Genomic DNA, 24,215 nt, shown 5'->3' with positions numbered 1-24,215 from the left:
GCTTTAAGGATCGGGCAACCTGACGTGTGCCCGACATCACCTTTGCCAGAAAGCATCTACATAAGGCACCTATGTAAAGGTAAAGTCCCCATGCATAGGGCAATAAGCGATACCTTAGGAATCAAGCGTATGAGTATAAAGGTTAAGCGATCTCAGGCCCAGCCCATCAGCCGTCTGATGGGCAAGTCGGGCGATATCGGCAAGCTTATGCGCCTCTCAGCACTTATTGATCAGGCACAACGGCATTTGCAGGCCCACTTGCCCGAGGCAATGCGTGAGCATATTTATGTTGGCGGATTCCGAGACGGACGCTTGACATTGATTAGCGGCCAGGCCCAATGGCTAACTTGGCTGCGCTACGAACAGGACCGCTTGCTAAGCCTTATTCATCAGTTGCCGGGATTCGAGGGCGTCACCGGATTTACCTTCAAGGTGCGTCCTGTAAGGACCATCCAGCCACCTTTACGCAACACCCGCTCTCTGTCGCGTTCAGCCGGCAATACGCTCAGCCAATGTGCCGAAGACACCGACCACCCTGCCCTCAAGCGGGCCTTGGAACGACTGGCCTCCCACGCACCGGATGAAGCCAGCAACGAACCCAGCCATGAAGACTGACCCACAAAACAAAACGCACCGCCATGGCGGTGCGTTTTTCGAGCAGTCAATCAGGCGAACAAGACTGACTACGCCATGGCAGGTGCCGAGTAGGAAATCGGCGCCACGGCCTGCTCTTCTTCAAAGGTGACAATTTCATAGGCATCGGGCTGAGCCAGTAACTCGCGACATAATTGATTGTTCAATGCGTGACCCGACTTTACGCCACGGAACTCGCCAATCAGGCTATGACCTAGCTGGTACAGATCACCAATGGCATCCAGCACCTTGTGCTTGACGAACTCGTCTTCGTAGCGCAACCCGCCCTCATTGACGATTCGATAGTCATCGACAACGATGGCATTATCCAGGCTTCCACCTAATGCCAGGTTGTTCGAGCGCAAGAATTCGAGATCGCGCATAAACCCGAAGGTACGCGCACGGGAGACTTCTTTAACGAAGGAGGTCGTCGAAAAGTCGATCAGTGCCGTTTGCTTTTGCTGGTCGAACACCGGGTGATCAAAGTCGATGGCAAAAGAAACCTTGAACCCCTGATGCGGCAGGAAGGTCGCTTCTTTATCGTCTTCTGTCACGCTGATCGGACGCTTGATACGAATAAATTTCTTGGCTGCTTCCTGCTCCAGAATACCCGCCGATTGAATCAGGAAGACAAACGGGCTTGCACTGCCGTCCATGATAGGCACTTCTGGGGCGCTAACATCGACATACGCATTATCGATGCCCAATCCAGCAAACGCCGACATCAAATGCTCGACAGTCGCGACTTTGACACCCTGATAGCTGAGTGCAGTACACAGCTTGGTATCTTCAACCAACGCTGCGCGGGCAGGCACCTGGGCCATTGGCTCCAGGTCCGTTCTGACAAACACAATCCCCGTATTAGCGGGCGCCGGACGCAAAGCCAGATGAACTTTTTTACCCGAGTGTAAACCCACTCCGGTGGCACGAATGATATTTTGTAAGGTGCGTTGTCTGATCATGGGCAGTGGTCGAACTCTAATAACGGGGATAACCGCAAGGGATGAAAGTTATCAAACAGTGTTCACTTTAACAGCAAACGAGAGTTTTGACCAATAAAACTCTCGTTTAGCGGTAGCATGAACCTGATAGCTTGTATCAATCCGCTTGGCGGCGAAGAAACGCGGGGATGTCCAGGTAGTCGTCAGCATCCGCAGCGCGACGCTTTTCAGGGCGTGCAGGTGTGCTTTCGGCAGCTTCGGCACGGCTGCTTGCCTGCTGGCGCATTACCGTCGGCTGTTGCAGCTTGCGGTAATCTGCAGAGGTTTCCGCCGTCCGGCGAGCCGGCTCGCGGGTAGCCGCTTTAGGCTGACCACCATCCAGGCCTGCCGCCACCACCGTTACACGCAGCTCATCTGACATTTCCATATCAATGGAAGTTCCCACGACGATCGTCGCTTCCTGGGAGGCAAATTCCTGAACCGTGGCGCCCACGTCGTTGAATTCGCCAATCGATAGATCAGGACCTGCCGTGATATTGACCAGAATGCCGCGGGCGCCGTGCAGATCGATATCTTCCAGCAGCGGGCTGCGGATAGCCTTTTCAGCGGCTTCGCGGGCGCGGTTTTCACCTGTCGCACCGCCGGTGCCCATCATCGCCATGCCCATCTCGGACATCACCGTGCGCACGTCGGCAAAGTCGACGTTGATAATGCCCGGGCTCGTAATCAGCTCGGCAATGCCCTGGACAGCCCCCAGCAGCACATCGTTGGCTGCGCTAAAGGCGGTCAACAAGGTGGCATTTTTGCCTAGAACAGAGAGCAGCTTTTCGTTGGGAATGGTGATCAACGAATCCACATGCTCCGAGAGCTCTTTCATGCCCTCTTCTGCCGCGCGCATCCGCTTGGGCCCTTCAAAGGGGAAGGGGCGCGTCACCACCGCCACCGTCAGGATACCCAATTCCTTGGCCACCTGCGCGACGACAGGCGCACCACCGGTACCTGTACCACCGCCCATACCAGCGGTGATAAAGACCATGTCAGCGCCATTGAGAAGCTCAGCGATACGCTCACGATCTTCCATCGCCGCCTGACGACCGACATCCGGATTAGCTCCCGCACCCAGGCCTTTGGTGATTTCACCCCCAAGCTGCAGAACCGTCTTAGCGGATACCCGCTTTAATGCCTGAGCATCGGTGTTGGCGCAGATGAACTCGACGCCTTCGATGTTGCTTTCGACCATGTGGTTAACTGCGTTGCCACCACCGCCGCCAACGCCAACCACTTTGATGACCGCACTGCTCGAGGGTGCGCTATCTACCAATTCGAACATAAGCCCCGTCTCCTGAACCGCGCTTGCGGCCCTGTCAGAAATTTCCTTTGAACCAGCCTTTGATTCTTGCCAGCGCTGCACTGCCATCCTTGACGTCACGCCGGGAGACGTCAGTACGCCCCTTGTGCACAGGGATGACTCCCCGTTGACTTTCTCGACCATGCCCATGGCGGGATTCCTGCAGTGCATAATGCAGTAAACCCACACCCGTTGCATAGATAGGGTTGCGTACTACGTCTGACAACCCTTTGACATTTTGTGGACACGCAATGCGAACGGGCATATGAAAAATCTCTTCAGCCAGCTCGCCCACGCCTTCCATACGTGACGTACCGCCCGTCAGCACAATACCGGCAGCGACCATGTCCTCATAGCCGCTGCGACGCAGCTCGTCTCTGACCAGCGTAAACAGTTCCTCATAGCGTGGTTCCACTACTTCGGCCAGGGCTTGCCGGGAAAGGTCCCGAGCCGGCCTGTCACCTACGCTAGGTACCTTGATCATTTCGTCGCTTGCCGCTAACTGAGTCAGCGCGCAAGCGTACTTTACCTTGATCTCTTCAGCGTGCTGTGTCGGGGTCCGCAACGCCATCGCAATGTCGTTGGTGACCTGATCGCCGGCAATAGGAATCACCGCCGTATGGCGAATGGCACCTTCGGTGAAAATCGCCATATCGGTTGTTCCTCCACCGATATCGACCATGCAGACACCCAGCTCGCGCTCGTCCTCGGTCAGCACGGCCATGCTGGACGCCAGTTGCTCGAGGATAATGGCATCTACATCCAGACCACAGCGGCGTACACACTTTTCAATGTTCTGTACCGCATTGAGGGCGGCGGTTACCAAATGAACCTGCGCCTCAAGGCGAACCCCCGACATACCCAGGGGCTCGCGAATACCGCCTTGAGCGTCGATTGAAAACTCCTGGGGCAGCACATGCAGAACGCGCTGCCCTTCTGAAACAGCGCGCGCGCGCGCCGAGTCAATCACTCGCTCGATATCCGAGGGCGTCACTTCACGCTCTTTGATGGCCACCACACCATCGGAATTCATCGATTTGATGTGGCTGCCAGCCACGCCGACATAGACAGAATGAATGTCGCAGCCTGCCATCAGTTCGGCTTCTTCAACGGCGCGCTGGATTGATTGCACGGTCGACTCAATATTAATAACCACGCCGCGCTTCATGCCCCGCGAAGGATGCGAGCCAATACCTGCAATTTCAATTCCACCGTCGTCGGTCGGCTGACCGACGATCGCGACGACCTTGGACGTTCCAATGTCCAGCCCGACCACCATGTTGGATGCGTTGGGTGAGCCTGCCATGAGTCGGGAAATCTCCTTGTCGCCTTAAATAAAAAAACAATTAACGTTCAATTCTACTTGGGCACTAGTTAATAAGAGTGCCAACTTGTGTCTTTGCGATGCTGAGCAGTGAGCTAACTTAATCGGCAATATTAACATTTATAATTCACGATTGGCTCATAGTATAGAAACAATCAGCGCATTACGACTAGTCAATTATCACAATAGTCGCCATCAAAGCGAAATAAAACCCCATTCGCGCGGTTTTCATCGACAGCGACTGCTTACTTTACACCGTTAAACGACGTTTCATCGACGCGTTACTCTTCTTGCACATCAAATTCACTTTCTCCGTGCCAAGCCACCGCCACCCCATTGGGGTAGCGTAAATCGATATAACGGATGCGTTCGCTTAAACGACTCAATTCCCGCTGCCAGGAAGCGCTTAAACGCGCCAGCCGCACTTGATGTTGACGACGCCCCAACATAACCCAGGTGCTATCATTTAACTGTAACCGCCAAGCGCCACGCGGCTCTAATCGTAACTGCGTTAACCGTAGATTCAGCCCTGCAAAATGCGGGGTTAATTGGTGGTAATAATCCAACACTTCTTTACTGCTACCAGCGGGGCCTGCCATATCGGGCAAGCCCCTGGGCGCTTCCATCGGGGCGAATGCAAAGGCTTCGCCTTCTGCGTTAAGCAGAAAGTCGTCATTCCAGCGGGCCACCGGGGTTTGTTCAATCAGCTCAAATACCAGCGCATTGGGCCATTCACGTGTTATGCGCACTTCATTCAACCAACCTATGCGCAATGCCTGTTGCCTTAACGCCCCCAGATCAGCAGATAACCACTGAGTGTCCTCAACGACAGGTGCCAATTGGGTCCGTAGATAATCAGCATCGACGTAGTCCCAGTCGCCCCGAATAGAGACACGCTCAATGGGGCGATCAAGCCACAGCCATAGCGCCTGTCCACCTGCCACCAACAGCAGACCCAACATCAAAGCACCCAACCAGGCCTGGCGTTTTTTCATGAGGCGCTCTTGTGACCGGCCGTTTGCAGGATACGCATCACCAACTGATCAAAATCCATACCGGCATGGGCAGCCGATTGGGGCACAAGGCTGTGGTCGGTCATCCCGGGCACGGTATTGACTTCGAGTAACCAAAAGCGCCCTTCACTGTCACGCATCACGTCAACGCGCCCCCAACCCTGCCCACCCACGGCGGCAAATGCCTGTTGGCAGAGCGCTGCCAGCGCAGACTCGTCCTCTTGCGACAGACCGCACGGCAGATGATATTGCGTCGTATCGGTTAAATATTTGGCTTCATAGTCGTAAAAGCCACCCGGCACTTCAACGCGAATGGCGGGGAGCACCTGATCGTCTAACAGACTCACCGTGTATTCATCGCCTTGGATGAATCGCTCTGCCATGACCCGCGCGTCGAAACGGGCGGCATCATGATAGGCGGCTTCCAGGGCTACCTGATCGTCGACAATGTTGATGCCAAGCGTCGAACCCTCGTGGACGGGTTTGACGATCAGCGGCAAGCCAAGCTGCGCGACAACCCCAGCCCAGTCAGAGTCTGCATGCAGCATGATGCTTTCCGGCGTTGGCAACGCCAGCGCATGCCATACCTGCTTGGTTCGTTGCTTATCCATACCCAATGCCGACGCCAGGACACCACTGCCCGTATAGGGAATGCCCAATAGCTCAAGCGCCCCTTGCAGCGTACCGTCTTCCCCGCCACGGCCGTGCAGCGCGACAAAAACGGCGGTTGGCGCCAGCTTTTCCAGACCGACCAACCCGCCCTCGCGCGGGTCGTAACCCTGGACATTAACGCCCTGACGCTCCAGCGCCGCAATAATCGCGGCGCCGCTCTTCAATGACACTTCACGCTCGGCAGAATGACCGCCATAGATGACGACAACACGCTCAAGCGATAGGGGTTCAGAGTTGAGTCCGCTCACAGGTCTACCTCATTTAACGCCAACTGGGCTTGCGCCAGGCGCAGCGAGATACCGCCGACATCCCCGGCACCCTGGGTAATCAAAATGTCGCCGGGGCGCAGCACGTGACTTAGCAGGTTAGGCAATTCGTGTTTATGCTCGACAAATAGCGGATCGACCTCGCCACGCTGACGAATAGAACCCGCCAGCGTACGGCCTTCTGCCCCGGGAATCACCGCTTCACCAGCGCTATAAACGTCCAACAGCACGAGCGTGTCCACCTGGGAGAGCACCCGGACAAAATCCTCGTATAAATCGCGCGTCCGGCTATAACGATGCGGCTGATAAAGCATCACCAAACGCCGCTCAGGCCATCCCGCCCGAACCGCCTGAATGACCATATCCACTTCTCGAGGATGATGACCATAATCATCCACCAGCATGACGTCACCGCCCGTCGGGCTGGGGTAATGGCCATGCACCTGAAAGCGGCGCCCTACCCCAGCAAAGCTCGCCAGGGCGCGCGTGATCGCCTCATCACTGACACCCGCATCGGTGGCCACCACGATGGCCGCCATCGCGTTCAATGCGTTGTGACGTCCCGGCATGGCCAGTCGTATGGGTAGCGGGTCGGCATCACCTGGACGCAATGCGGTAAACGATACCTCGCCCCCTAGCTGCTCAAAATCGGTGATTCGGTAGTCGGCATCCGCGTCGAACCCGTAGGTGACGAACTGACGTTTCACCTGGTCACAGAGCTCGCGCACATTGGCATCATCCGTGCAAAGCACCGCCAGTCCGTAGAAAGGCAAATTATGAAGAAATTCGACAAACGTGCTTTTAAGACGCGAGAAGTCACCACCGTAAGTTGCCATGTGGTCGGCATCGATATTGGTAACGATGGAGACCATGGGCTGCAGGTGCAGGAATGACGCATCGGATTCATCGGCCTCGGCCACCAGATAATCACCCTCACCCAGCCTTGCATTGGCACCCGCGCTGGTCAGCTTGCCACCGATCACAAACGTCGGGTCAAGGCCGCCCTCGGCCAGTATCGTTGCCGTCAAACTGGTGGTCGTGGTTTTGCCATGGGTACCGGCCACCGCGATGCCGTGGCGAAAGCGCATCAGTTCGGCGAGCATTTCAGCGCGGCGCACCACCGGTACGCGGTGATCGTTGGCCCAGCGAATTTCTGGATTCGTCGGATCGATGGCGCTCGATACCACCACGACATCCGCCCCCGACACGTGTGCCTCAGCGTGACCGATCGATATACTGACACCACACTGGCTCAAACGCTCGGTAACGGGCGAAGGTTTCAAATCGCTGCCGCTGACAGCGTAGCCCTGGTTGGCTAGCACCTCCGCGATGCCACACATACCTGCACCGCCGATGCCAACAAAATGAATGCGCCGAATGCGGCGCATGCCGCGACCAGTGGGGGCGGTCGTTGCTGATGCCGCCTTGGTTACAGAGTGGGTCACACAGTCTCTCCTTGCGGTATCACAGCCAGACACCCGTCGGCCAGGCGCTGGGTTGCTTCCAAGTAGGCAGCCTGGCGTGCATTAGCGGCCATCGCCGCCAGGGTGTCAGGCGTTAATAAATTTGCCAATTCATGGCTAAGGCGCTCGGCGGTCAGCTCGGACTGAACGATGCACAGTGCCGCCTTTGCCTCGACAAGCACCTGGGCATTGACGCGTTGGTGATCATCTACCGCGAAAGGGAAAGGCACCAGCAAGGCTGGCTTGGCCGCTGCCGCCAGCTCCGCAACGGTCAATGCCCCGGCACGGCAAACCACTAGATCGGCCCAGTCATAAGCCGCCGCCATGTCATCAATAAATGGTTCTACACGCGCCTCGACGTCCTGCTCGGCATACAGAGCCGCGGTATCAGCATCACGCGCCTTGCCGGCCTGATGCCATATAGCCGGCCGCTGCGCAGCCGCCAGACGGGCGACCGCTTCGGGTAGTCGCTCGTTAAGGGCAACAGCGCCCAGTGAACCACCGACGACCAACAGGCGTAGAGGACGGTCTGTCATGGTCGCCGAATCGCGCGGATGATCGCCCAAGGAGGCAATCTCCTCGCGGACCGGATTGCCAATCACTTCCGCCCGTTGGCCAAAGGCCTGCGGAAAAGCCGCATAGGTGCGGGTAGCCAGGCGCGACAACACCCTGTTCGTCAATCCCGCCACCGCGTTCTGCTCATGAATCACCAGCGGAATGCCCAATGTCCTGGCGGCCAGGCCGCCAGGACCACTGGCAAAACCACCCAACCCAACCACAACCTGAGGTTTGAATGCTGCCATGACACGGCGGGACTGACGTACCGCGCGGCTCAGGTTCAAAGGTGCCTTCAGCCAGCCTGTCAGACCATTACCGCGCAGCCCTGAAATAGCAATGGTATGCAGAGTGATACCCGCGTCGGGCACCAGCCGGTTTTCAATGCCTTTCGGACTACCCAGCCACTCAACTTCGACACCCTGAGCCATCAGAGCGCGCGCCAACGATAAAGCAGGCATCACGTGGCCCCCGGTTCCTCCTGCCATGATGAGCGCTCGGCGCGCTGGCTGTGTCACAGGCAACTCCTTAAGCTTGATTATGAGAGGCGTGGTTCACGACGCGGGCGATAGGGCGTCGAGGCACGTTTTGGCTGTTGGCGCGTTTCCACATCGGTGCGCAACAACAAACCGATCATGACGCCGGTCACCAGCAAGCTGGAACCGCCATAGCTCATCAGTGGTAGCGTCAATCCTTTGGTTGGCAGCAGTCCAGAGCTTACCGCCATGTTGATAAACGCCTGAGCCGCAATAATGAAACCAATACCATAGCTGACATAAGCGCCAAACAGATGCCCTGACAGCTCAGCTCGACGCCCTACCAACATGGCCCGGGCAATCAACAGCGTAAATAACACCACCACTGTGATGGCGCCCAACATCCCCAACTCTTCGGCGACCACTGCAAAAATAAAATCGGTATGCGCCTCGGGGAGGTAATGCAACTTCTGCACGCTGTTGCCAAGCCCGGTACCGGTGACATGACCACGGCCAAAGGCAATCAGTGCCTGGGTCAGCTGATACCCCGTCGCGAACTGATCGGCCCATGGGTCCAAAAAACTGGTCCAGCGAGCCAGCCGGTAGGGTTCAAGCGCCACCATCATCACCGCACCCGTCGCCAACAGGCTGCCACTACCAATCAATAAAGTTAGCGACGCCCCCGCCATCATCAGCATACCAATCACGCACGCTGCAAATACCACCATACCGCCAAAATCGGGCGCTAAAAATAACAGCCCGGCCGGCACGGCCAATACGGCCAGTGGCCGCCATATGCTGAATGGCTTGCGTCTGAGGTCGTAAGCAAAGCGTGACATGAAAGCTGCCATATAAAGAATCAAGCCAATCTTGGCGAGCTCGGATACCTGCAGGCTAGGCAATGGGCCGGGCAGTGCAATCCAGCGTTTGCTGCCGTTGATTTCCTGACCGATGAACAGAACCAGTGTCAGAAGGAAAATATTGACAAGCAGAATCAGACTGGCGTTTTGACGCCAGACCTCCAGCGGAAGACACAACATCACCAGGCATGCCGCTATGCCGAGCAGCAAGAACACACCATGCTGCTGTGCATAGTGATAGCTGTCATCGACCAACCCGATAGAGGCCGAACTCACCATCACCCAGCCGAAACCCGCTAGCGCCACCGCCACCACGATCAACCAGACGTCACAGGGCGCCCCTTGGGTAGACAGTTTTTGGCGTAGATCCTGGAATCGCTTCATGACGTTGCCTCGCTGGAGAATCGTGCCTTTTGCTCTACCCATTGACGAAAGGCATCGCCTCTTGCCTGGTAATTGACGAATTGGTCCAGACTCGCACAGGCCGGCGACAGCAGCACACAATCACCGGGTTTCGCAAGCGCATATGCTTCTTGCATGGCATGCTCCAGCCCTTCCACCAGACGCGTCTCGACGTGGTCAGCCAACGCCTCATCCAGCCGCAATGCATCTTGGCCGAACAAGATAACGCAGCGTGCGCTGGCGCTTAATGGCGCCGCCAGGGGAGAAAAATCGGCCCCCTTCCCCACCCCGCCTGCCAGCAATATCAACCGACCTGTTAAGCTGGCGCTAATGCCTTCAATGGCCGCAAGGGTCGCTCCCACATTGGTACCCTTGCTATCGTTCACCCATTTAACGCCGTCGAGTTCAACGATTAGCTCGCTGCGATGGGGCAATCCCTTAAAGCCCTTTAATGCCTCGCACATGGCCGTTTGATCAAACCCCAATGCGTCCCCCATGGCCAGGGCGGCCAACCCGTTAACGTAATGATGCTGGCCTACCATCGCCAATTGATCGGCGGCAAGCCAAGGCGCTTTCCCCTTCATCAGGGTTAACTGCCCCTGCTCTATCGCCAACCCAAAATCACGACTGCCTGGCGCCTGATTGCCAAAGCGAGTCAGCGTGGCAACCGGCTCGTTGGGAAACGTCATGGGATCATCGGCATTGACAACAGCATGCTGGGCACCGTGAAAAATGGCTTGCTTGGCACGACAATAGCCTTGCATATCGCCATGTCGGTCCAGGTGATCTTCCGATAAATTTAAAAAGGCGGCTACCGCCGCCCCAAGGCGGGGGGTGGTTTCGAGCTGAAAACTGGAAAGCTCAAGGATGAATAGCTCAGCGTCAGGCTGTTGCGCCAATAGATCCAGTGCCGGGGTGCCGAGATTACCGCCAACAGCGGCGTTGACACCTGACACCTGGGCCATCTGCCCGAGCAGGGTTGTCACGCTTGACTTGGCATTCGAGCCGGTAATCGCGGCAATGGGGGCAGATGCTGCACGCACAAAAAGGGCCATTTCGCCGACCAGCCGGGGCTCGCCAGTACGGGGGTTCATCTGCGCCGCCAGCGGCGCTAAGGTCGGATGATGGGGGTCGACACCCGGGCTCACCACGACTTCTTCCACCGCGTCAATATCCAGGACCTCGAGGGGGCCGCAATGAACGACCACGTCAGGATGGGCGCTGTGGAACGCAGCCATTTCAGGTGGTTCCTCGCGGGTGTCCGCCACCATGAACGACACGCCCTGTCGCGCCAAGTGGCGACATATCGCCCGCCCCGAGATTCCCAGCCCCACGACGAGCGTTATTCCTGGTGGAACATGAACCATCCCGGCTCCCTCACACCGACCCATGTCTGGCCCGGCCGCATTGAAAATGAAAAAACTTAACGGACTTTCAGCGTGGCTAGACCCAGCAACACCAGTACCACGGTAATGATCCAGAAGCGCACGATCACCCGCGGCTCTGGCCAGCCTTTCAGCTCATAGTGGTGATGTAGAGGCGCCATTCGGAAAATCCGGCGTCCAGTAAGCTTGTAGGAACCAACCTGCAAAATGACCGAGACGGTCTCCAGAACGAAAATACCGCCCATGATGAACAACACGATTTCCTGGCGGACAATAACGGCGACGACGCCAAGCGCAGCGCCCAGTGCGAGCGCTCCCACGTCGCCCATAAAGACTTGTGCAGGGTAGGTATTGAACCAAAGAAAACCCAATCCAGCGCCCGCTATCGTGGCGCAAAAAACAGCCAGCTCTCCGGTGCCCAGAATAAACGGGATATGCAGATAATCAGCGAAAAGTGCGTTGCCGCTGGCATAGGCAAAAATCGCCAGCCCCATCGCCACCAGCACCGTCGGCATGATAGCCAGGCCATCCAGGCCATCGGTCAGGTTGACGGCATTGGAGCTACCGACAATCACCAGATAGGTTAGCAGGATATAAAAAACACCCAGAGGAATCGCGACGTCTTTCAACGTCGGTATCAACAAGCTGGTCTCGACCGCCGAGGCTGCGGTAAAGTAAAGAATCAGTGCCGCACTCAAGCCGACCACTGATTGCCAGAAATATTTCCAGCGTGCCGGTAAACCCCGAGGATTTTTCTCGACCACCTTGCGGTAATCATCTATCCAGCCAATCGCGCCAAACCCCAGTGTCACGCCTAGCACGACCCATACGTAGTGATTGGTCAGGTCCCCCCACATCAAGGTGCTGATGGCCATGGCCATCAGAATCATCGCCCCTCCCATGGTCGGCGTGCCGGCTTTTGAGAGGTGTGATTGCGGACCGTCATCACGCACGGCCTGGCCAATTTGCCCTTCGACCAGCCGCCTTATCACCCAGGGCCCTAGCCATAAGCACAGAAACAAGGCTGTCAGGGCGGCTAAAATCACCCGTAAGGTTAAATAGTTAAAGACTTGAAAGGCAGATTGATACTGCGACAGAAAATTCGCCAAGTGAAGTAACATGAACGGCGTTTACCTTATCTTATCCGTGCGCAGGGCGGTGACAACTTGTTCCATGCCTGCGCTGCGCGACCCTTTTACCAGCAGGCTGGCATTGGGCGGCAACGTATTATGAAGATGACGCACAAGCGTCGCGTGATCATTAAAATTCAACCCACCATCAAAGGCATCGCTGGCCGGCTTGGCCACTTCCCCCAGCGTTAACAGAAGATCAACACCCAACTGGGCCGCATACCGGCCGATATCAGCATGCAAAGCGTTGGAGTCGCTACCCAGCTCCCCCATTGCCCCCAAGGCACACCAACGTGGCCCAGGAAGGCTCATCAACGTATCCAGCGCGGCTTTTACAGCGCCAGGGTTGGCGTTATAGCTATCATCAAGCACGTTTGCCCCACGTAAGCCGGGTAGCACACCCAGCCGGTTAGGCAGTGCGGACAAGCACGCCAGACGCTCGATCACCTGCGCCGACGACACGCCCAGGGAGAGCGCCGCCGCCGCCGCCGCAAGCGCATTACTCACATTATGCTTGCCCAGCAGCGGTAAATGCACCCGCCCAAGGGATTGGCCTTGATAGTTAAGCGTGAAAGCATAACGCCCTTGGGAGTCACAGGAAAGCGCTTCGGCCCAGATATCGGCCGGTGCCTTGATGCTGAAGCTGATGACACGACGCGGCGCAGCACAGGCCGCCCAGTAGGCATAATAGTGATCGTCGCGATTTAGAACCGCCACGCCATCGTCCGCCAAACCGCTCAGCACTTCGCCCTTGGCCTGGGCAATCTGCCCCATACCGCCGAACTCGCCGACATGAGCACCGGTCACATTGGTAATAACGGCGACCTGAGGCCGAGCCAGACTCGTCGTCCAGGCAATTTCCCCCAGATGATTGGCCCCCAACTCGACTACCGCCGCCTGGTGCCCTGGCGTCAACGCCAGCAAGGTTAACGGCGCCCCAATGTCATTGTTGAGGTTCCCCTGGGTGGAATGAACCGCGCCCAGCGGTGCCAGCAAGGCGGCCGTCATGTCTTTTACCGTAGTTTTGCCGCTGTTGCCGGTCACCGCTACCAGCGGGCCTTGCCAGGCTTCGCGCACGGCGGCTGACAGCAGCCCCAACCCCAGACGAGTATCAGGACACACCAATTGTGGCAGCGGACTCTTCACTGGCGTTTGCACCACAGCCGCAGCCGCCCCCGCCTGCTGTGCCTCGGCCAATAGATCATGACCGTCAAACCGTGGCCCCTTGAGGGCGACAAAGAGCCCTCCCGCCACCATCTTGCGTGTATCGGTGACGACAGTACTGATGGGCATGTCCGCCAAGGATGGCGGCACTTCAACAGCGAGCGCCGCCGCCACGTGACCGAGGGTCCAGTCCATCTAGAGCGCCTCCCGAGCGGCCAGTGCGGACTGTACGGCCTCACCATCATGGTAGGGGTAACGCACCCCTTTGATTTCCTGATAGGGCTCGTGACCTTTACCCGCCACCAGAATGACATCATCAGGGTTGGCGTGACGGACCGCATAAGCAATCGCCTCGCCTCGCTCGGCTATTTCCAACGGCTGAGCCTTCTGAGTGAAGCCTGCCAGAATGTCGGCGCGTATACTGTCGGCAGACTCACCCCGGGGATTATCATCGGTCACGATCACGCCATCCGCATGCGCTTCTGCCACACGCGCCATCTCGGCGCGCTTGCCGGTATCACGTTCACCGCCACAGCCGAACACGCACCATAATTTGCCCGCATGCCCATCAAGGGCACGCAGTGCATTATCAAGCGCATCCGGCGTATGGGCATAATCGATCACCACACTGGGAGAGCCTGCCTGGCGGTAGCACTCCATGCGTCCCGGCACCGGGCTAAGCGACTCTGCCGCCTCAAACAGTGAATCCAGTGACTCGCCCAAACCGTATAGCGTTGCCATGGCCAGCAGCACGTTATCCAGATTAAAGCGCCCCATCAGTGACAGCGACAGCGTTTTTTCACCATCCGGCGTGGCGATCAGTGCCTGCTGGCCTTCACTATGCGGATTCCAGCCCACCACGCGCAGCGTGACGGCCTCTTCTGTGCCTGTCGCCAGGACGCGCACATGGCTATCGCAGCCGGCCAACATCAGACGAACGAGCGGGTCATCACCGTTCATCACGGCAAGGGCAAGCTCAGTACGTCTGAATAACTTGGCCTTGGCAGCCGCATAGGCAGCCATACTGCCGTGATAATCCAGATGATCACGGCTCAAATTGGTGAACACGCCGGTCGTGATATCAACGCTATCCAGCCGCGATTGATCAAGGGCATGGGATGACACTTCCAGCGCCACACGCTTGACACCTTGACGAGCCAACCCGCCCAGCGCCGCATGCATGGCAAGTGCGCCGGGCGTTGTCAGCCCGGTATCGCTCAGCGCGCCCAACCGGCCTACGCCCAAGGTGCCGATGACGCCAGCCGGTGTACCCAGTGCATCGCTTAACGCGGCAATGTAGTGCGTCACCGAGCTTTTCCCATTAGTTCCCGTGACCCCGATGACTTCAGGGCCCTGAGGCAATTGAAAAAGCGCACGCCCAAGCTCCCCAAGCCGTCGCGTCAGATAAGGTAACTGCAGAACACGGCCATTGAGCGTGATCTCACCATCGCTTGCATGTGCAAGCACCAGGCCCGCACCTGCTTCAAGGGCGCTATCAATAAAATCGCGACCGTCTAGCCGTCCACCTGGAACGGCCACAAAAATATCGCCAGGGCCGATCTGGCGAGAATCGCTGGTAATATTGATATTGTCGGACAACGATGGCAGCGAGGCGGGCAGCCCACCGGCTGGCCACACCTTGGTGAGCGCTTGTATCACCTCATTCGGGCTGAGCGTCATGCAATCTCCTTCCCACTAGTCCGCCTCTCTATCAGGAGGCACGTCCAATAACCTTAGCGCATTACCTGTCACACTTGAGAATACCGGCGCTGCCACGGCACCCCCATAGAATTCGCCTGCCTTGGGATGGTCGATCATGACCACCGTCACGATGCGCGGATCCGAGATCGGGGCAATCCCGGCAAACACACTACGGTAAGCGTCTTTTGCATATCCCCCCTGGCCGGATTTACGAACCGTCCCGGTCTTACCACCTACACGATAACCTTCAACCCGAGCTCGTCGGCCACCCGTATAAGCGGCGACCGAGCTTTCCAGAATATCCAGCAAGTCATTAGCAACCCGGGGCTCTATGGCAGGGATGCCTTGAGGTGACTCAGAAAGACGCAGCAGCGAGGGCGGCAAACGTTTGCCGTCATTGGCAAGCGCTGTATAAGCACTCGCCAACTGAACGGCTGAAACCGACAGGCCGTAGCCATAGGACAGAGCGGCCCGCTCGCTGCGCGACAGGCGTATCGGTGAGGGCAAGTGGCCGGTGGCTTCACCGGGGAATCCCGTTTCCGTACTTTGGCCAAGGCCAAGCTGCCGATACTTTTCCCAGATCTCCGTGTCATCAAGCTCAAGGGCAAGATGCGACATGCCAATATTGGAGGACTTTTCGAGAATGCCCGCTAGATCCAGCTCACCGTAATTCCGAAAATCGCGGATCGTGTACTCGTCGATCCGCATCCAGCCCGGTGACGTGTCCACAATGGTATCGCGATCAAAGCCCTCGTTTTCCAACACCGCCGACATCGCCAGCGGTTTCATTACCGAGCCGGGCTCGAAAACATCGACCAACGCCTGGTTGCGCAGCCCGCGGGGGTCTAGCCCTGCCCGATTATTCGGGTTATAGGAGGGTAGATTGGCCATGGCCAGCACTTCACCACTGCGGGCATCCATCATGACCAGAACACCACCATCCGCCTTGTTTTCAACGACCGCTGACCGGAGTTCCCGGTAGGCCATGTACTGCAATCGCTGATCAATTGAGAGGGTCAAATCGCCACCCGGCTGAGCTTCACGGATAACATCCAGCTCCCTGACCAGTCGGCCACGACGATCCTTGATAATGCGTCGCTGCCCCGGACGACCGGCCAGGTGAGGCTGGTAGGCAAGCTCAAGCCCTTCCTGTCCGACATCATCAACGTTGGTCACGCCAAGCAGCTGTGCCGCCACTTCACCTGCGGGGTAGTAACGCTTGTATTCCCGCTGGGGGTAGACCCCTGGTGTGCGCAAATCGAGGATACGTTGAGCGGCTTCAGGCGTCATTTGGCGACGCAGGTACATGAACTCATGCTCGCTATAGCGCGCCACTCGAGCCTCAAACGACTCCAGCGACATACCCAGTGCCTGGGCCAGGACGATACGCTGAATCGCATCGTCGGGTAGTTCCTGGGGGTTCGCCCAAAGCGTAACTACTGGCGTGGAGATCGCCAGCGGCTCGCCATTGCGATCAGTAATCATCCCCCGGTGGGCAGGGATGACCTCATTACGCAGCGTACGCGCATCCCCCTGGCTTTGCAGAAAAGGTCGGTCGATCACCTGCAGCAAGGTAATCCGCCCTATCAGGATCGCGGACGCCAGGACAATAAGCAGCATGACAAAGAAAAACCGCCCACCCGGCAGCGGAGGAGCGACAGGCGCTTGGCGTGAACTGACGCCCCGGCGCTGAGTGCTCATGGCCGAATTACCTCAACGTCATCAACATCGGGAATACGCATCCCCAGACGCTGTGTGGCAATCTGCTCTATGCGCGCAGGCGTTGACCACGCGCCTTCCTCCAGCAGTAGCTGACCCCATTCAGTGTTCAACTGGTTCCGCTCTTGCTCTAGTTGCTGTAGCTGAGCGTACTGCCCCCGGGTCGCATGGGTGGTCACGACGACGCAAAAAGCCGTTGCCAGGCAGGCTAAAAAAAGCAGGCTAAGAGCCACTGGCCAGGGCCGCAGACGTAAAGAAAACGGCCATCCGGCCTGCAAAGAAGACCACCACCGATCAAGTTGCTCCAAACTCATACTGACATCCGTGATCACTCTCGTTTGCGCGCAGCACGCATGACCGCACTTCGGGCACGCGGGTTCTCGGCCACTTCGGCATCGCTCGGCCGTTTTCCTTTACCCAACGCCTCGAGACGACGACTCAACTGGTCATCACGAATCGGCACGCCCTTGGGTAGATGTGTATCGCCTCGCACATGATGGCGAATAAAACGCTTGACCCGGCGATCCTCGAGCGAATGGAAGCTAATGACCACCAAATGCCCCCCCGGCGCCAAGGCCTCGAGGGCAGCCTCAAGCGCGGCATCCAACTGTTCCAACTCGCCGTTTAAATAAATCCGCAGGCCCTGAAATGCCTTGGTGGCCGGATGACGGCCTTTTTCCCATGCCGGATGGGCAGCTTTCAGTACGTCGGCCAAGTCCACCGTATGCGTAAATGGCGCCTCGGCCCGCCTATTGACGACCGCCCGCGCAAGCCGTTTTCCAAAGCGTTCTTCGCCATAGGCTTTGAATACGTGCGCGATAGTGGCTTCACTGGCGTGAGCAAGAAATTCCGCGGCGCTTTCCCCTTGACCGGGATCCATACGCATATCCAGGGGGCCATTGCGCATAAAGCTGAAACCCCGCTCAGGGTCATCAAGCTGTGGCGATGACACGCCAACATCGAGCAAGACCCCGGCAAGCTTGCCGTGCACACCCTGCTCGCGGGCAACATCGCCCAGCCGGGCAAAGTCGCGCTGTACCATGGTAAATCGTGAATCGGCGATATCTGCCGCCGCCGACACGGCTTGAGGATCCCGGTCGAGGGCAATCAAGCGACCTAGCTCATTCAAGCGCGACAAAATGACCCGGGAATGGCCGCCACGGCCAAAGGTGCCATCAAGGTATATGCCATCAGGTTGATGAACGAGGACATCGACAGCGCCGTCCAGTAGCACACTGGTATGCTCGAATGGAGCGCTAGCCTGATCAGATGACGGCATGGTAAAGCTCACAGGTAGTCCAGGTCACAGACAGTACACTCACAGGAGAATGAGGGGCATGCCTGGGCATGCCCCGATGAATGGGGAGTCGGCCGATAAGCCGGGTTCTGTCGTGGACAGTCATTCCTCTAGGCACTGCGTTACCACAGCGCTCAAGCAACCTACCCGGACCCAGCGCGGGCCACGCCATTGGGTCCCTATTTGGTCTTGCTCCGAGTGGGGTTTACCTTGCCACGCACTGTTGCCAGGCGCGCGGTGCGCTCTTACCGCACCCTTTCACCCTTACCGGCCCCGAAGGGCTTAGGCGGTCTACTCTCTGCTGCACTTTCCATCGGCTCACGCCGCCCAGGCGTTACCTGGCACTCTGCCCTATGGAGCCCGGACTTTCCTCCCCCAACACCTTTTGAGGGGCATTAGCGGCGACTGTCTGGCCAACTCCGGCGGCAAGCATACCAGTGCCCAACGTTCGCCTCAATGCTCGCCTTTCATGCCTTGCAAGCGGGCATACCAGGTTTGCTTACGACCGCCGAACAGGCGGGCAGCAACACTTGCCGCCTGTTTGACACCAACGCCTTCTGCTAGCAACGTCTCAAGCAGGGTGTCGGCGTCAATCGCCTGCTGCTCACTTTGCGCTACCGGCGGCGAACCTGCGACGATCACGACAAACTCGCCGCGCGCCTGATTCGGATCGCTGGACAACTGCGCCAGCAACGACGACGGCGTACCGTGCAGAAATGTCTCGAAGGTTTTGGTCAGCTCGCGAGCCAGGACGACCTCGCGGCCTTCCAGCTGTTCATGCAAGGCCTCCAGGGTATGAACGATACGATGCGGGGATTCGTAAAATACCAGCGTCTCCTCGCGCACCTTCCAAGCCTCCAGCGCCTGTCGTCTCGCGCCGGGCTTAGCAGGCAGAAACCCGCCAAATACAAAGCGATCGGTAGGCAAGCCGGCTGCAGACAACGCGGTAATCAGTGCGCAGGGGCCAGGTATCGGCACAATATGACGATTACGCGCGCGCAGTTCACGCACCAATACGAACCCCGGGTCGCTGATCAGCGGTGTCCCGGCGTCGCTGATCAAGGCAATATCCTCCCCCGCTTCAAGGTAGCGATCCAGGCTATCGACCTGTCGCGCTTCATTGTGCTCGTGCAACGATACCATCGGCTTATTCAAGCCCAGATGCGACAGCAAGCGGGCGCTGTGACGAGTATCCTCAGCGGCAACGCGGGCCACCTCACCCAGCAGTCGCACGGCGCGGGCAGAAAGATCATCCAAATTCCCAATCGGCGTGGCGACCACGTACAATGTACCCGGCGGTGTATGTGTCATCGTGACTCCCAATTCGTCAATGGCTTGCCCCTCGGTACGCTATGCTTGTGCAATAGTCGCCAAATCGTTGACAAGCAGCGACGGCGCAAATGGAAACTAAGGAAGGATACATGAAACAGTCATTACGTGGCTTTCTTGCCGCTACGCTCATGGCGCTTTTCGTTGCGGGCTGTGCGACACAGCCCCCCGGCGTCGTTGATCGAGTACCCGACGAGGACCCTGGTCGCCTGCTTAGCCAGGCGGAAGAACAGGCCCCGGAAGAAGCAGCCAGAACGCGCCTAGAGGCGGCCAATATTTTTGCCCGCCAGGGCCAACGCGAAAATGCCTTTGAGGCGGCTGACAACATTGACGAACAAGCGCTGTCCGAAGCAAACCGGGTTCGCTGGGCACTCCTTTTTTCCGAGTTAGCCCGCGCACTCAATGCACCTGACAGCGTCTTGCGCGCCACCCAGGTGCTTGATGACGAGTTGCCGATGCAGGCCGACCAGCAGCGCACGCTTGAAGACCGCCAGCGCTGGGCTCGCGAAGCGCTCGACAAACCCGATCCGGAACGCTTTGCACTGCCTGAACTCGAAGGCGAAACGATCAACCGTATCGTCGTGGCACTCCCCGAATCCGGCGCGCTCAGCAGCGTCGCCGAGACCATTGCCTCCGCCATGCGCCGCCATCACGACATCACCGGCGACAATGTACAACTGAGCTTCCTGGATGCTTCGCAGTACTCGCTCAACGAGCTTTATGATCGCGCCCAGCAGATGAACACCCAGGTGATGATTGGGCCGCTGGACAAGGAACTGGTCACTCAGCTTGAACAGCGCGACAGTGTTCCCGTGCCGACATTGGCCCTCAACTACGGGAGTGGCGATCGCAATCAAGCCAAGCGGCTTTTCCAATACGGCCTCTCGGCTGAAGATGAAGCGCGTCAGGCCGCACGCCGCGCTTGGCAGGATGGCCACCGCCAAATGGCACTTATGGTACCCGATAACAACTGGGGGCAGCGCGTCGGCGAAGCTTTCTGGAACGAGTGGCATCGCCAGGGAGGCGATATCAGCAATGCAGTGCGCTACAACCCTGACAATCCGGTTTCTGATGCGGTAAAGACAGCCTTGAACGTTCGCGGTGAGCGCGCCCAGTTGAATGATATTGATGCCCTCTTCCTACTCGCGCTACCTGACTATGCTCGCCAGGTGCCGCCCACCATGGATTACTACTACGCGCCCGATCTTCCCATCTATGCCACTTCCCACCTTCACGAAGGACGGGGTCAGACGCGCCTTGACCAGGACCTCAATGACGTCATGTTCATGGACATTCCCTGGCAAATTCCTGATGCCGCCGTGGGTGGTGAAGAAGTACTGCCTTTCTACGACAGCTACCAGCGCCTCCGGGAAGAGCCCGATGCCTCGATGTTCCGATTAATGGCCATGGGTGTCGATGCCTATGAAATTGCCACAAGCCTGTCTGATTTTTCTGCACTGGAAGGCTTTGATGGCAGCACAGGCAAGCTGTTTCTCACCGGTGACGGCAGGATCTATCGCGAGCTGCCCTGGGCCAAGTTCCAGAACGGGACACCTGTGCCGATTTTAATCCCGGGCTTGATGAGCAATGAAGAAGACAACGACGCAAGCGATGACGACTAGCTCGAAGACGGCACGAGCGCGCGGGCAAGCCATTGAGCAGCTTGCCGCGCAATGGCTGCAGCAGCAGGGACTGCGCTTAATCGCCAGTAATCACCATGTTAAAGGCGGTGAGCTTGACCTGATCATGGAAGATGCGGATATTCTGGTTTTTGTAGAGGTCAAACATCGCAAATCGAGCCGCTACGGGCATCCTCTCGAGTCCGTAACGGCTCAGAAACAGCAGCGGCTTATCCGGGCCGCACGCCTTTATTTGGCCTCCAGGCGACACCCGTCAGCGTGTCGTTTTGATGTTATCGCCATGACCGGCATGCCCCCTCAGATGGAAGTCGAGTGGGTAAAAGCCGCTTTTGATGCCTTTTGAATCGACAACCAGGAAGCCCTAATGGACTTTCAACCACGCATACTGGACCACTTCAACGCCAGCATTGATACCAAAACCTACGCCAGCGAAGTGCTGCCGCCTTTTATTGAGGTCGCCAGTCAGATGATGGTGCAATGCTTGGTAAGCGAAGGCAAAATTCTTGCCTGCGGAAACGGCGGCAGCGCGGGAGATAGCCAACATTTCTCGTCAGAGTTGCTCAACCGCTTTGAGCGCGAGCGGCCGAGCTTACCGGCACTGGCGTTAACCACGGATACCTCCACGCTAACCTCGATCGCCAACGACTATACGTATAATGAAGTATTTTCTAAGCAGATCAGGGCGTTAGGTCAACCGGGCGACATACTCCTGGCCATTTCGACAAGTGGCAATTCGGCTAATATTGTGCAGGCTATACAAGCCGCTCACGACCGTGACATGACAGTCGTGGCGTTAACCGGCCGGGATGGCGGTGACATGGCATCGCTACTGGGTCAGGATGACTGCGAAATTCGTGTGCCGGCGACCTCCACGGCACGCATCCAGGAAGTGCACTTGTTGGTCATCCACTGCCTTTGCGACTTAATCGATGAGCAACTATTCGGCGGCTAACCCCGCCCTGCCGAAAATGAAAAGGAACCTATCAATGACACCAAACCTCTCAGCCTCACGTTTTTCTCGTTTGTTAATGGCCGCCACCCTGGGTGCCAGTATTCTGCTCGCAGGTTGCGCGACCAATACCGCTGTCGATGCTTCAAATTACGGTCAACGTGGCGAAGATGTCGTTGCCATTGACGAAACAATTGAACGAGAAGTCGGGCGTGCGCTGGACCGAGCTGACGGACGGCTGGGTGACGCTCGCATTCGCCCCCATAGCTTCAATGGCGTCGTGCTGCTGGTAGGCCAAGTGCCCAGCGAAGAATTGCGCGAGATGGCCGGAAACGTCACCGCTGACTTACGTGGTGTCAATGACGTACACAACGAGCTCACGGTGTCGGCCCGCCTACCCAGCACCCAACGCTTGACCGACACCTGGCTAACCAGCAATGTTATCGCTCAGCTGGCGACCAATAACCGCATTGACTCTTCAAAGCTCAAGGTCACGACGGAAAACGCCAGCGTTTACATCATGGGAATGGTGACGCGTGAAGAAGCGGACCGCATCGTCAATACGGCTTCCAACGTGGCCGGCGTCCAGCGGATTGTAAAAGTCTTCGAGTATATCGACTGACCCGACGCGAAAAATAAATGAAAAAGCCTCGCTGTTCAAAACAGCGAGGCTTTTTCATTTAGGAAGACTTCAAAGGAAGTCTATCGCGTTACTTCACCACCCGGAGCGATGGTTTTTTCTTGCCGGGCTTATCCTTTGATTCACTGTCTGATTCCGACGTTTTCGTTGGCATTTCCTCAGAGGAAGAATCCGCCTCACCGGTTGATTCGGTCGCCGCCAATGTTGGCTTGCTTGGCGGAGTGGCTTCGTCTTTCGCCTCTTCCTCGCCCTCGAGCGGAGTTAATTCCGGCTCGTGACCGAACACCATACCAGCGCCGTTTTCCCGGGCATAAATCGCGATGAGTGCCGGCGTTGGAATCATCACCTGCATGGGCTGCCCACCGAAGCGCGCATTAAAACCAATGGCCTGGTTTTCCATAAACAGGTCGCGAACCGCTGTAGGCGCAACATTGAGTACGATTTGGCCGTTTTGCACAAATTGACGCGGCACTTCAACACCAGACTGAGTGGCATCCACCACCAGGTGCGGCGTGAGTTCGTTGTCCAACAACCACTCGTAAAGCGCTCGGGCAATATAAGGACGGCTCGATTTCATCTCGTCTCGCTCCTCCCAGAGAGAAGGCCCCGCCAGGCGAGGCCTGAGTGGGTTCAGGCACGCATCTCTTTTTCACGCTCATTCAATGCGGCTTTAAATGCGTCTCGCTCGAACACCCGCGACATATAGTTTAATAGCGGCTTTACCTGTTTTTCCGGCAACTCAATATTCAGTGCCGGCAAACGCCATAGTATCGGCGCCAGACAGCAGTCCACCAGAGTGAATTCGTCACTCATGAAATGCGGCATGTCTTCAAAAATAGGTGAAATGCCGATCAGGCTCTCGCGCAGCTCTTTACGTGCTTTTTCGGCTTCTTTTTTTCCACCGCTGGTGATTTGTTCGACCATCGGGCACCACTCGCGTTCGATGCGATGCATCCAAAGGCGGCTCTGCGCACGTGCCACGGGGTAGACAGGCAAGAGTGGTGGATGCGGAAAACGCTCATCCAGGTATTCCATCATGACCTTCGACTCGTAAAGCACCAGATCACGATCAAGCAGCGTAGGAACGCTATTGTAGGGGTTCAGGTCGGCGAGCTCGTCAGGGACATTCTCGTCGGAGACATCGACGACGTCGACAGCCACCCCCTTCTCAGCCAACACAATGCGGACACGATGACTGAAATGATCATCATTACCTGAATAAAAAATCATCGACGACCGTTTGGCCACAACTCCCATGAAACCATCCTCGCAACGAATCAATCTTGAATAATAACACGTCCACCCCAC

General features: G+C 57.3%; 23 protein-coding genes and 1 other RNA gene. 5 read left to right on the top strand and 19 right to left on the bottom strand.

The window, feature by feature from the left end; translation table 11 throughout:
• Nucleotides 1-129 precede the first annotated feature (129 nt).
• Nucleotides 130-615 (top strand): DUF721 domain-containing protein, encoded by a 486-nt coding sequence (locus QC816_RS04525; protein WP_085918021.1) that lies wholly within the window; start codon nucleotides 130-132, stop codon nucleotides 613-615.
• Between the two features lie 68 nt (nucleotides 616-683).
• Here the strand turns inward: QC816_RS04525 and lpxC are convergent, their stop codons facing one another.
• From lpxC to rsmI, 17 genes are all read right to left on the bottom strand, one after another.
• Nucleotides 684-1,595, bottom strand: coding sequence for a UDP-3-O-acyl-N-acetylglucosamine deacetylase (lpxC, locus tag QC816_RS04520; protein WP_253021803.1), 912 nt, complete (start codon nucleotides 1,593-1,595; stop codon nucleotides 684-686).
• Between the two features lie 136 nt (nucleotides 1,596-1,731).
• Entirely contained in the window at nucleotides 1,732-2,904 is a 1,173-nt protein-coding gene (gene ftsZ / locus QC816_RS04515; protein WP_085918019.1) for a cell division protein FtsZ, read from the bottom strand.
• Nucleotides 2,905-2,938: 34 nt separating this feature from the next.
• On the bottom strand, nucleotides 2,939-4,228 hold the full coding sequence (ftsA, locus tag QC816_RS04510) for a cell division protein FtsA (protein ID WP_066321059.1): 1,290 nt from the start codon (nucleotides 4,226-4,228) through the stop codon (nucleotides 2,939-2,941).
• A gap of 299 nt (nucleotides 4,229-4,527) precedes the next feature.
• On the bottom strand, nucleotides 4,528-5,241 hold the full coding sequence (locus tag QC816_RS04505) for a cell division protein FtsQ/DivIB (protein WP_309781179.1): 714 nt from the start codon (nucleotides 5,239-5,241) through the stop codon (nucleotides 4,528-4,530).
• Entirely contained in the window at nucleotides 5,238-6,179 is a 942-nt protein-coding gene (locus QC816_RS04500; RefSeq protein ID WP_309781177.1) for a D-alanine--D-alanine ligase, read from the bottom strand. The genes QC816_RS04505 and QC816_RS04500 overlap by 4 nt, the downstream gene beginning before the upstream one ends.
• Nucleotides 6,176-7,585: a UDP-N-acetylmuramate--L-alanine ligase gene (gene murC, locus QC816_RS04495; protein ID WP_264823667.1), complete on the bottom strand. Its 1,410-nt coding sequence runs from the start codon at nucleotides 7,583-7,585 to the stop codon at nucleotides 6,176-6,178. The genes QC816_RS04500 and murC overlap by 4 nt, the downstream gene beginning before the upstream one ends.
• 53 nt (nucleotides 7,586-7,638) lie before the next feature.
• Nucleotides 7,639-8,733 (bottom strand): undecaprenyldiphospho-muramoylpentapeptide beta-N-acetylglucosaminyltransferase, encoded by a 1,095-nt coding sequence (gene murG, locus QC816_RS04490; RefSeq protein WP_264823282.1) that lies wholly within the window; start codon nucleotides 8,731-8,733, stop codon nucleotides 7,639-7,641.
• A 20-nt stretch (nucleotides 8,734-8,753) separates the two neighbouring features.
• Nucleotides 8,754-9,935: a putative lipid II flippase FtsW gene (ftsW, locus tag QC816_RS04485; RefSeq protein WP_085918015.1), complete on the bottom strand. Its 1,182-nt coding sequence runs from the start codon at nucleotides 9,933-9,935 to the stop codon at nucleotides 8,754-8,756.
• The gene (gene murD / locus QC816_RS04480) at nucleotides 9,932-11,320 is read right to left on the bottom strand and encodes a UDP-N-acetylmuramoyl-L-alanine--D-glutamate ligase (protein ID WP_085918014.1); all 1,389 of its coding nucleotides are present in this window, start codon (nucleotides 11,318-11,320) and stop codon (nucleotides 9,932-9,934) included. Before murD ends, ftsW begins: the two co-directional genes overlap by 4 nt.
• A gap of 56 nt (nucleotides 11,321-11,376) precedes the next feature.
• Nucleotides 11,377-12,459: a phospho-N-acetylmuramoyl-pentapeptide-transferase gene (mraY, locus tag QC816_RS04475; RefSeq protein WP_085918013.1), complete on the bottom strand. Its 1,083-nt coding sequence runs from the start codon at nucleotides 12,457-12,459 to the stop codon at nucleotides 11,377-11,379.
• Between the two features lie 9 nt (nucleotides 12,460-12,468).
• Nucleotides 12,469-13,827: a UDP-N-acetylmuramoyl-tripeptide--D-alanyl-D-alanine ligase gene (locus QC816_RS04470; RefSeq protein ID WP_309781171.1), complete on the bottom strand. Its 1,359-nt coding sequence runs from the start codon at nucleotides 13,825-13,827 to the stop codon at nucleotides 12,469-12,471.
• The gene (locus tag QC816_RS04465; protein WP_264823284.1) at nucleotides 13,828-15,312 is read right to left on the bottom strand and encodes a UDP-N-acetylmuramoyl-L-alanyl-D-glutamate--2,6-diaminopimelate ligase; all 1,485 of its coding nucleotides are present in this window, start codon (nucleotides 15,310-15,312) and stop codon (nucleotides 13,828-13,830) included. It lies immediately after the preceding gene.
• Nucleotides 15,313-15,327: 15 nt separating this feature from the next.
• A complete protein-coding gene (locus tag QC816_RS04460) occupies nucleotides 15,328-17,034 on the bottom strand; it encodes a peptidoglycan D,D-transpeptidase FtsI family protein (RefSeq protein WP_199283461.1) in 1,707 nt (568 codons plus the stop codon).
• Nucleotides 17,031-17,366 (bottom strand): cell division protein FtsL, encoded by a 336-nt coding sequence (gene ftsL, locus QC816_RS04455; RefSeq protein WP_085918009.1) that lies wholly within the window; start codon nucleotides 17,364-17,366, stop codon nucleotides 17,031-17,033. The genes QC816_RS04460 and ftsL overlap by 4 nt, the downstream gene beginning before the upstream one ends.
• A 14-nt stretch (nucleotides 17,367-17,380) precedes the next feature.
• The gene (gene rsmH / locus QC816_RS04450; protein WP_199283462.1) at nucleotides 17,381-18,331 is read right to left on the bottom strand and encodes a 16S rRNA (cytosine(1402)-N(4))-methyltransferase RsmH; all 951 of its coding nucleotides are present in this window, start codon (nucleotides 18,329-18,331) and stop codon (nucleotides 17,381-17,383) included.
• An 80-nt stretch (nucleotides 18,332-18,411) separates the two neighbouring features.
• An RNA gene (gene rnpB / locus QC816_RS04445) (RNase P RNA component class A) lies at nucleotides 18,412-18,770 on the bottom strand.
• Nucleotides 18,771-18,802: 32 nt separating this feature from the next.
• The gene (rsmI, locus tag QC816_RS04440; protein ID WP_309781167.1) at nucleotides 18,803-19,660 is read right to left on the bottom strand and encodes a 16S rRNA (cytidine(1402)-2'-O)-methyltransferase; all 858 of its coding nucleotides are present in this window, start codon (nucleotides 19,658-19,660) and stop codon (nucleotides 18,803-18,805) included.
• 110 nt (nucleotides 19,661-19,770) lie between these two features.
• Here rsmI and QC816_RS04435 point away from each other — a divergent pair, with 110 nt between their 5' ends.
• Genes QC816_RS04435 through QC816_RS04420 form a run of 4 tightly spaced genes read left to right on the top strand, consistent with a single transcriptional unit; the run spans nucleotide 19,771 to nucleotide 22,889 of the window.
• Entirely contained in the window at nucleotides 19,771-21,300 is a 1,530-nt protein-coding gene (locus tag QC816_RS04435) for a penicillin-binding protein activator (RefSeq protein WP_085918006.1), read from the top strand.
• Entirely contained in the window at nucleotides 21,290-21,661 is a 372-nt protein-coding gene (locus tag QC816_RS04430; RefSeq protein ID WP_085918005.1) for a YraN family protein, read from the top strand. Before QC816_RS04435 ends, QC816_RS04430 begins: the two co-directional genes overlap by 11 nt.
• 21 nt (nucleotides 21,662-21,682) lie before the next feature.
• Complete coding sequence (locus QC816_RS04425) at nucleotides 21,683-22,270, top strand: phosphoheptose isomerase (RefSeq protein ID WP_066321086.1); 588 nt, start codon at nucleotides 21,683-21,685, stop codon at nucleotides 22,268-22,270.
• 34 nt (nucleotides 22,271-22,304) lie between these two features.
• Entirely contained in the window at nucleotides 22,305-22,889 is a 585-nt protein-coding gene (locus tag QC816_RS04420; RefSeq protein WP_309781158.1) for a BON domain-containing protein, read from the top strand.
• 88 nt (nucleotides 22,890-22,977) lie between these two features.
• Here the strand turns inward: QC816_RS04420 and QC816_RS04415 are convergent, their stop codons facing one another.
• Both QC816_RS04415 and sspA read right to left on the bottom strand, forming a co-directional pair.
• Nucleotides 22,978-23,484: a ClpXP protease specificity-enhancing factor gene (locus QC816_RS04415; RefSeq protein WP_309781155.1), complete on the bottom strand. Its 507-nt coding sequence runs from the start codon at nucleotides 23,482-23,484 to the stop codon at nucleotides 22,978-22,980.
• Between the two features lie 53 nt (nucleotides 23,485-23,537).
• Nucleotides 23,538-24,164 (bottom strand): stringent starvation protein SspA, encoded by a 627-nt coding sequence (sspA, locus tag QC816_RS04410; RefSeq protein ID WP_309781153.1) that lies wholly within the window; start codon nucleotides 24,162-24,164, stop codon nucleotides 23,538-23,540.
• Between the last annotated feature and the right edge of the window lie 51 nt (nucleotides 24,165-24,215).

Origin of the sequence: Vreelandella janggokensis (genome assembly GCF_031451615.1) — a bacterium.
GTDB classification, from domain to species: Bacteria; Pseudomonadota; Gammaproteobacteria; order Pseudomonadales; family Halomonadaceae; genus Vreelandella; species Vreelandella janggokensis.
This window is presented reverse-complemented; position numbering and strand designations above follow the sequence as displayed.

Coding starts and splice junctions, on each gene's coding strand:
- QC816_RS04435 (WP_085918006.1), top strand. CDS start 19,771: ATGAAACAGTCATTACGTGGCTTTCTTGCCGCTACGCTCATGGCGCTT.
- ftsW (WP_085918015.1), bottom strand. CDS start 9,935: ATGAAGCGATTCCAGGATCTACGCCAAAAACTGTCTACCCAAGGGGCG.
- murD (WP_085918014.1), bottom strand. CDS start 11,320: ATGGTTCATGTTCCACCAGGAATAACGCTCGTCGTGGGGCTGGGAATC.
- mraY (WP_085918013.1), bottom strand. CDS start 12,459: ATGTTACTTCACTTGGCGAATTTTCTGTCGCAGTATCAATCTGCCTTT.
- QC816_RS04525 (WP_085918021.1), top strand. CDS start 130: ATGAGTATAAAGGTTAAGCGATCTCAGGCCCAGCCCATCAGCCGTCTG.
- QC816_RS04420 (WP_309781158.1), top strand. CDS start 22,305: ATGACACCAAACCTCTCAGCCTCACGTTTTTCTCGTTTGTTAATGGCC.
- ftsZ (WP_085918019.1), bottom strand. CDS start 2,904: ATGTTCGAATTGGTAGATAGCGCACCCTCGAGCAGTGCGGTCATCAAA.
- QC816_RS04470 (WP_309781171.1), bottom strand. CDS start 13,827: ATGGACTGGACCCTCGGTCACGTGGCGGCGGCGCTCGCTGTTGAAGTG.
- lpxC (WP_253021803.1), bottom strand. CDS start 1,595: ATGATCAGACAACGCACCTTACAAAATATCATTCGTGCCACCGGAGTG.
- QC816_RS04415 (WP_309781155.1), bottom strand. CDS start 23,484: ATGAAATCGAGCCGTCCTTATATTGCCCGAGCGCTTTACGAGTGGTTG.
- ftsL (WP_085918009.1), bottom strand. CDS start 17,366: ATGAGTTTGGAGCAACTTGATCGGTGGTGGTCTTCTTTGCAGGCCGGA.
- sspA (WP_309781153.1), bottom strand. CDS start 24,164: ATGGGAGTTGTGGCCAAACGGTCGTCGATGATTTTTTATTCAGGTAAT.
- rsmH (WP_199283462.1), bottom strand. CDS start 18,331: ATGCCGTCATCTGATCAGGCTAGCGCTCCATTCGAGCATACCAGTGTG.
- QC816_RS04430 (WP_085918005.1), top strand. CDS start 21,290: ATGACGACTAGCTCGAAGACGGCACGAGCGCGCGGGCAAGCCATTGAG.
- QC816_RS04425 (WP_066321086.1), top strand. CDS start 21,683: ATGGACTTTCAACCACGCATACTGGACCACTTCAACGCCAGCATTGAT.
- QC816_RS04465 (WP_264823284.1), bottom strand. CDS start 15,312: ATGACGCTCAGCCCGAATGAGGTGATACAAGCGCTCACCAAGGTGTGG.
- QC816_RS04505 (WP_309781179.1), bottom strand. CDS start 5,241: ATGAAAAAACGCCAGGCCTGGTTGGGTGCTTTGATGTTGGGTCTGCTG.
- QC816_RS04460 (WP_199283461.1), bottom strand. CDS start 17,034: ATGAGCACTCAGCGCCGGGGCGTCAGTTCACGCCAAGCGCCTGTCGCT.
- murC (WP_264823667.1), bottom strand. CDS start 7,585: ATGCGCCGCATTCGGCGCATTCATTTTGTTGGCATCGGCGGTGCAGGT.
- rsmI (WP_309781167.1), bottom strand. CDS start 19,660: ATGACACATACACCGCCGGGTACATTGTACGTGGTCGCCACGCCGATT.
- ftsA (WP_066321059.1), bottom strand. CDS start 4,228: ATGGCAGGCTCACCCAACGCATCCAACATGGTGGTCGGGCTGGACATT.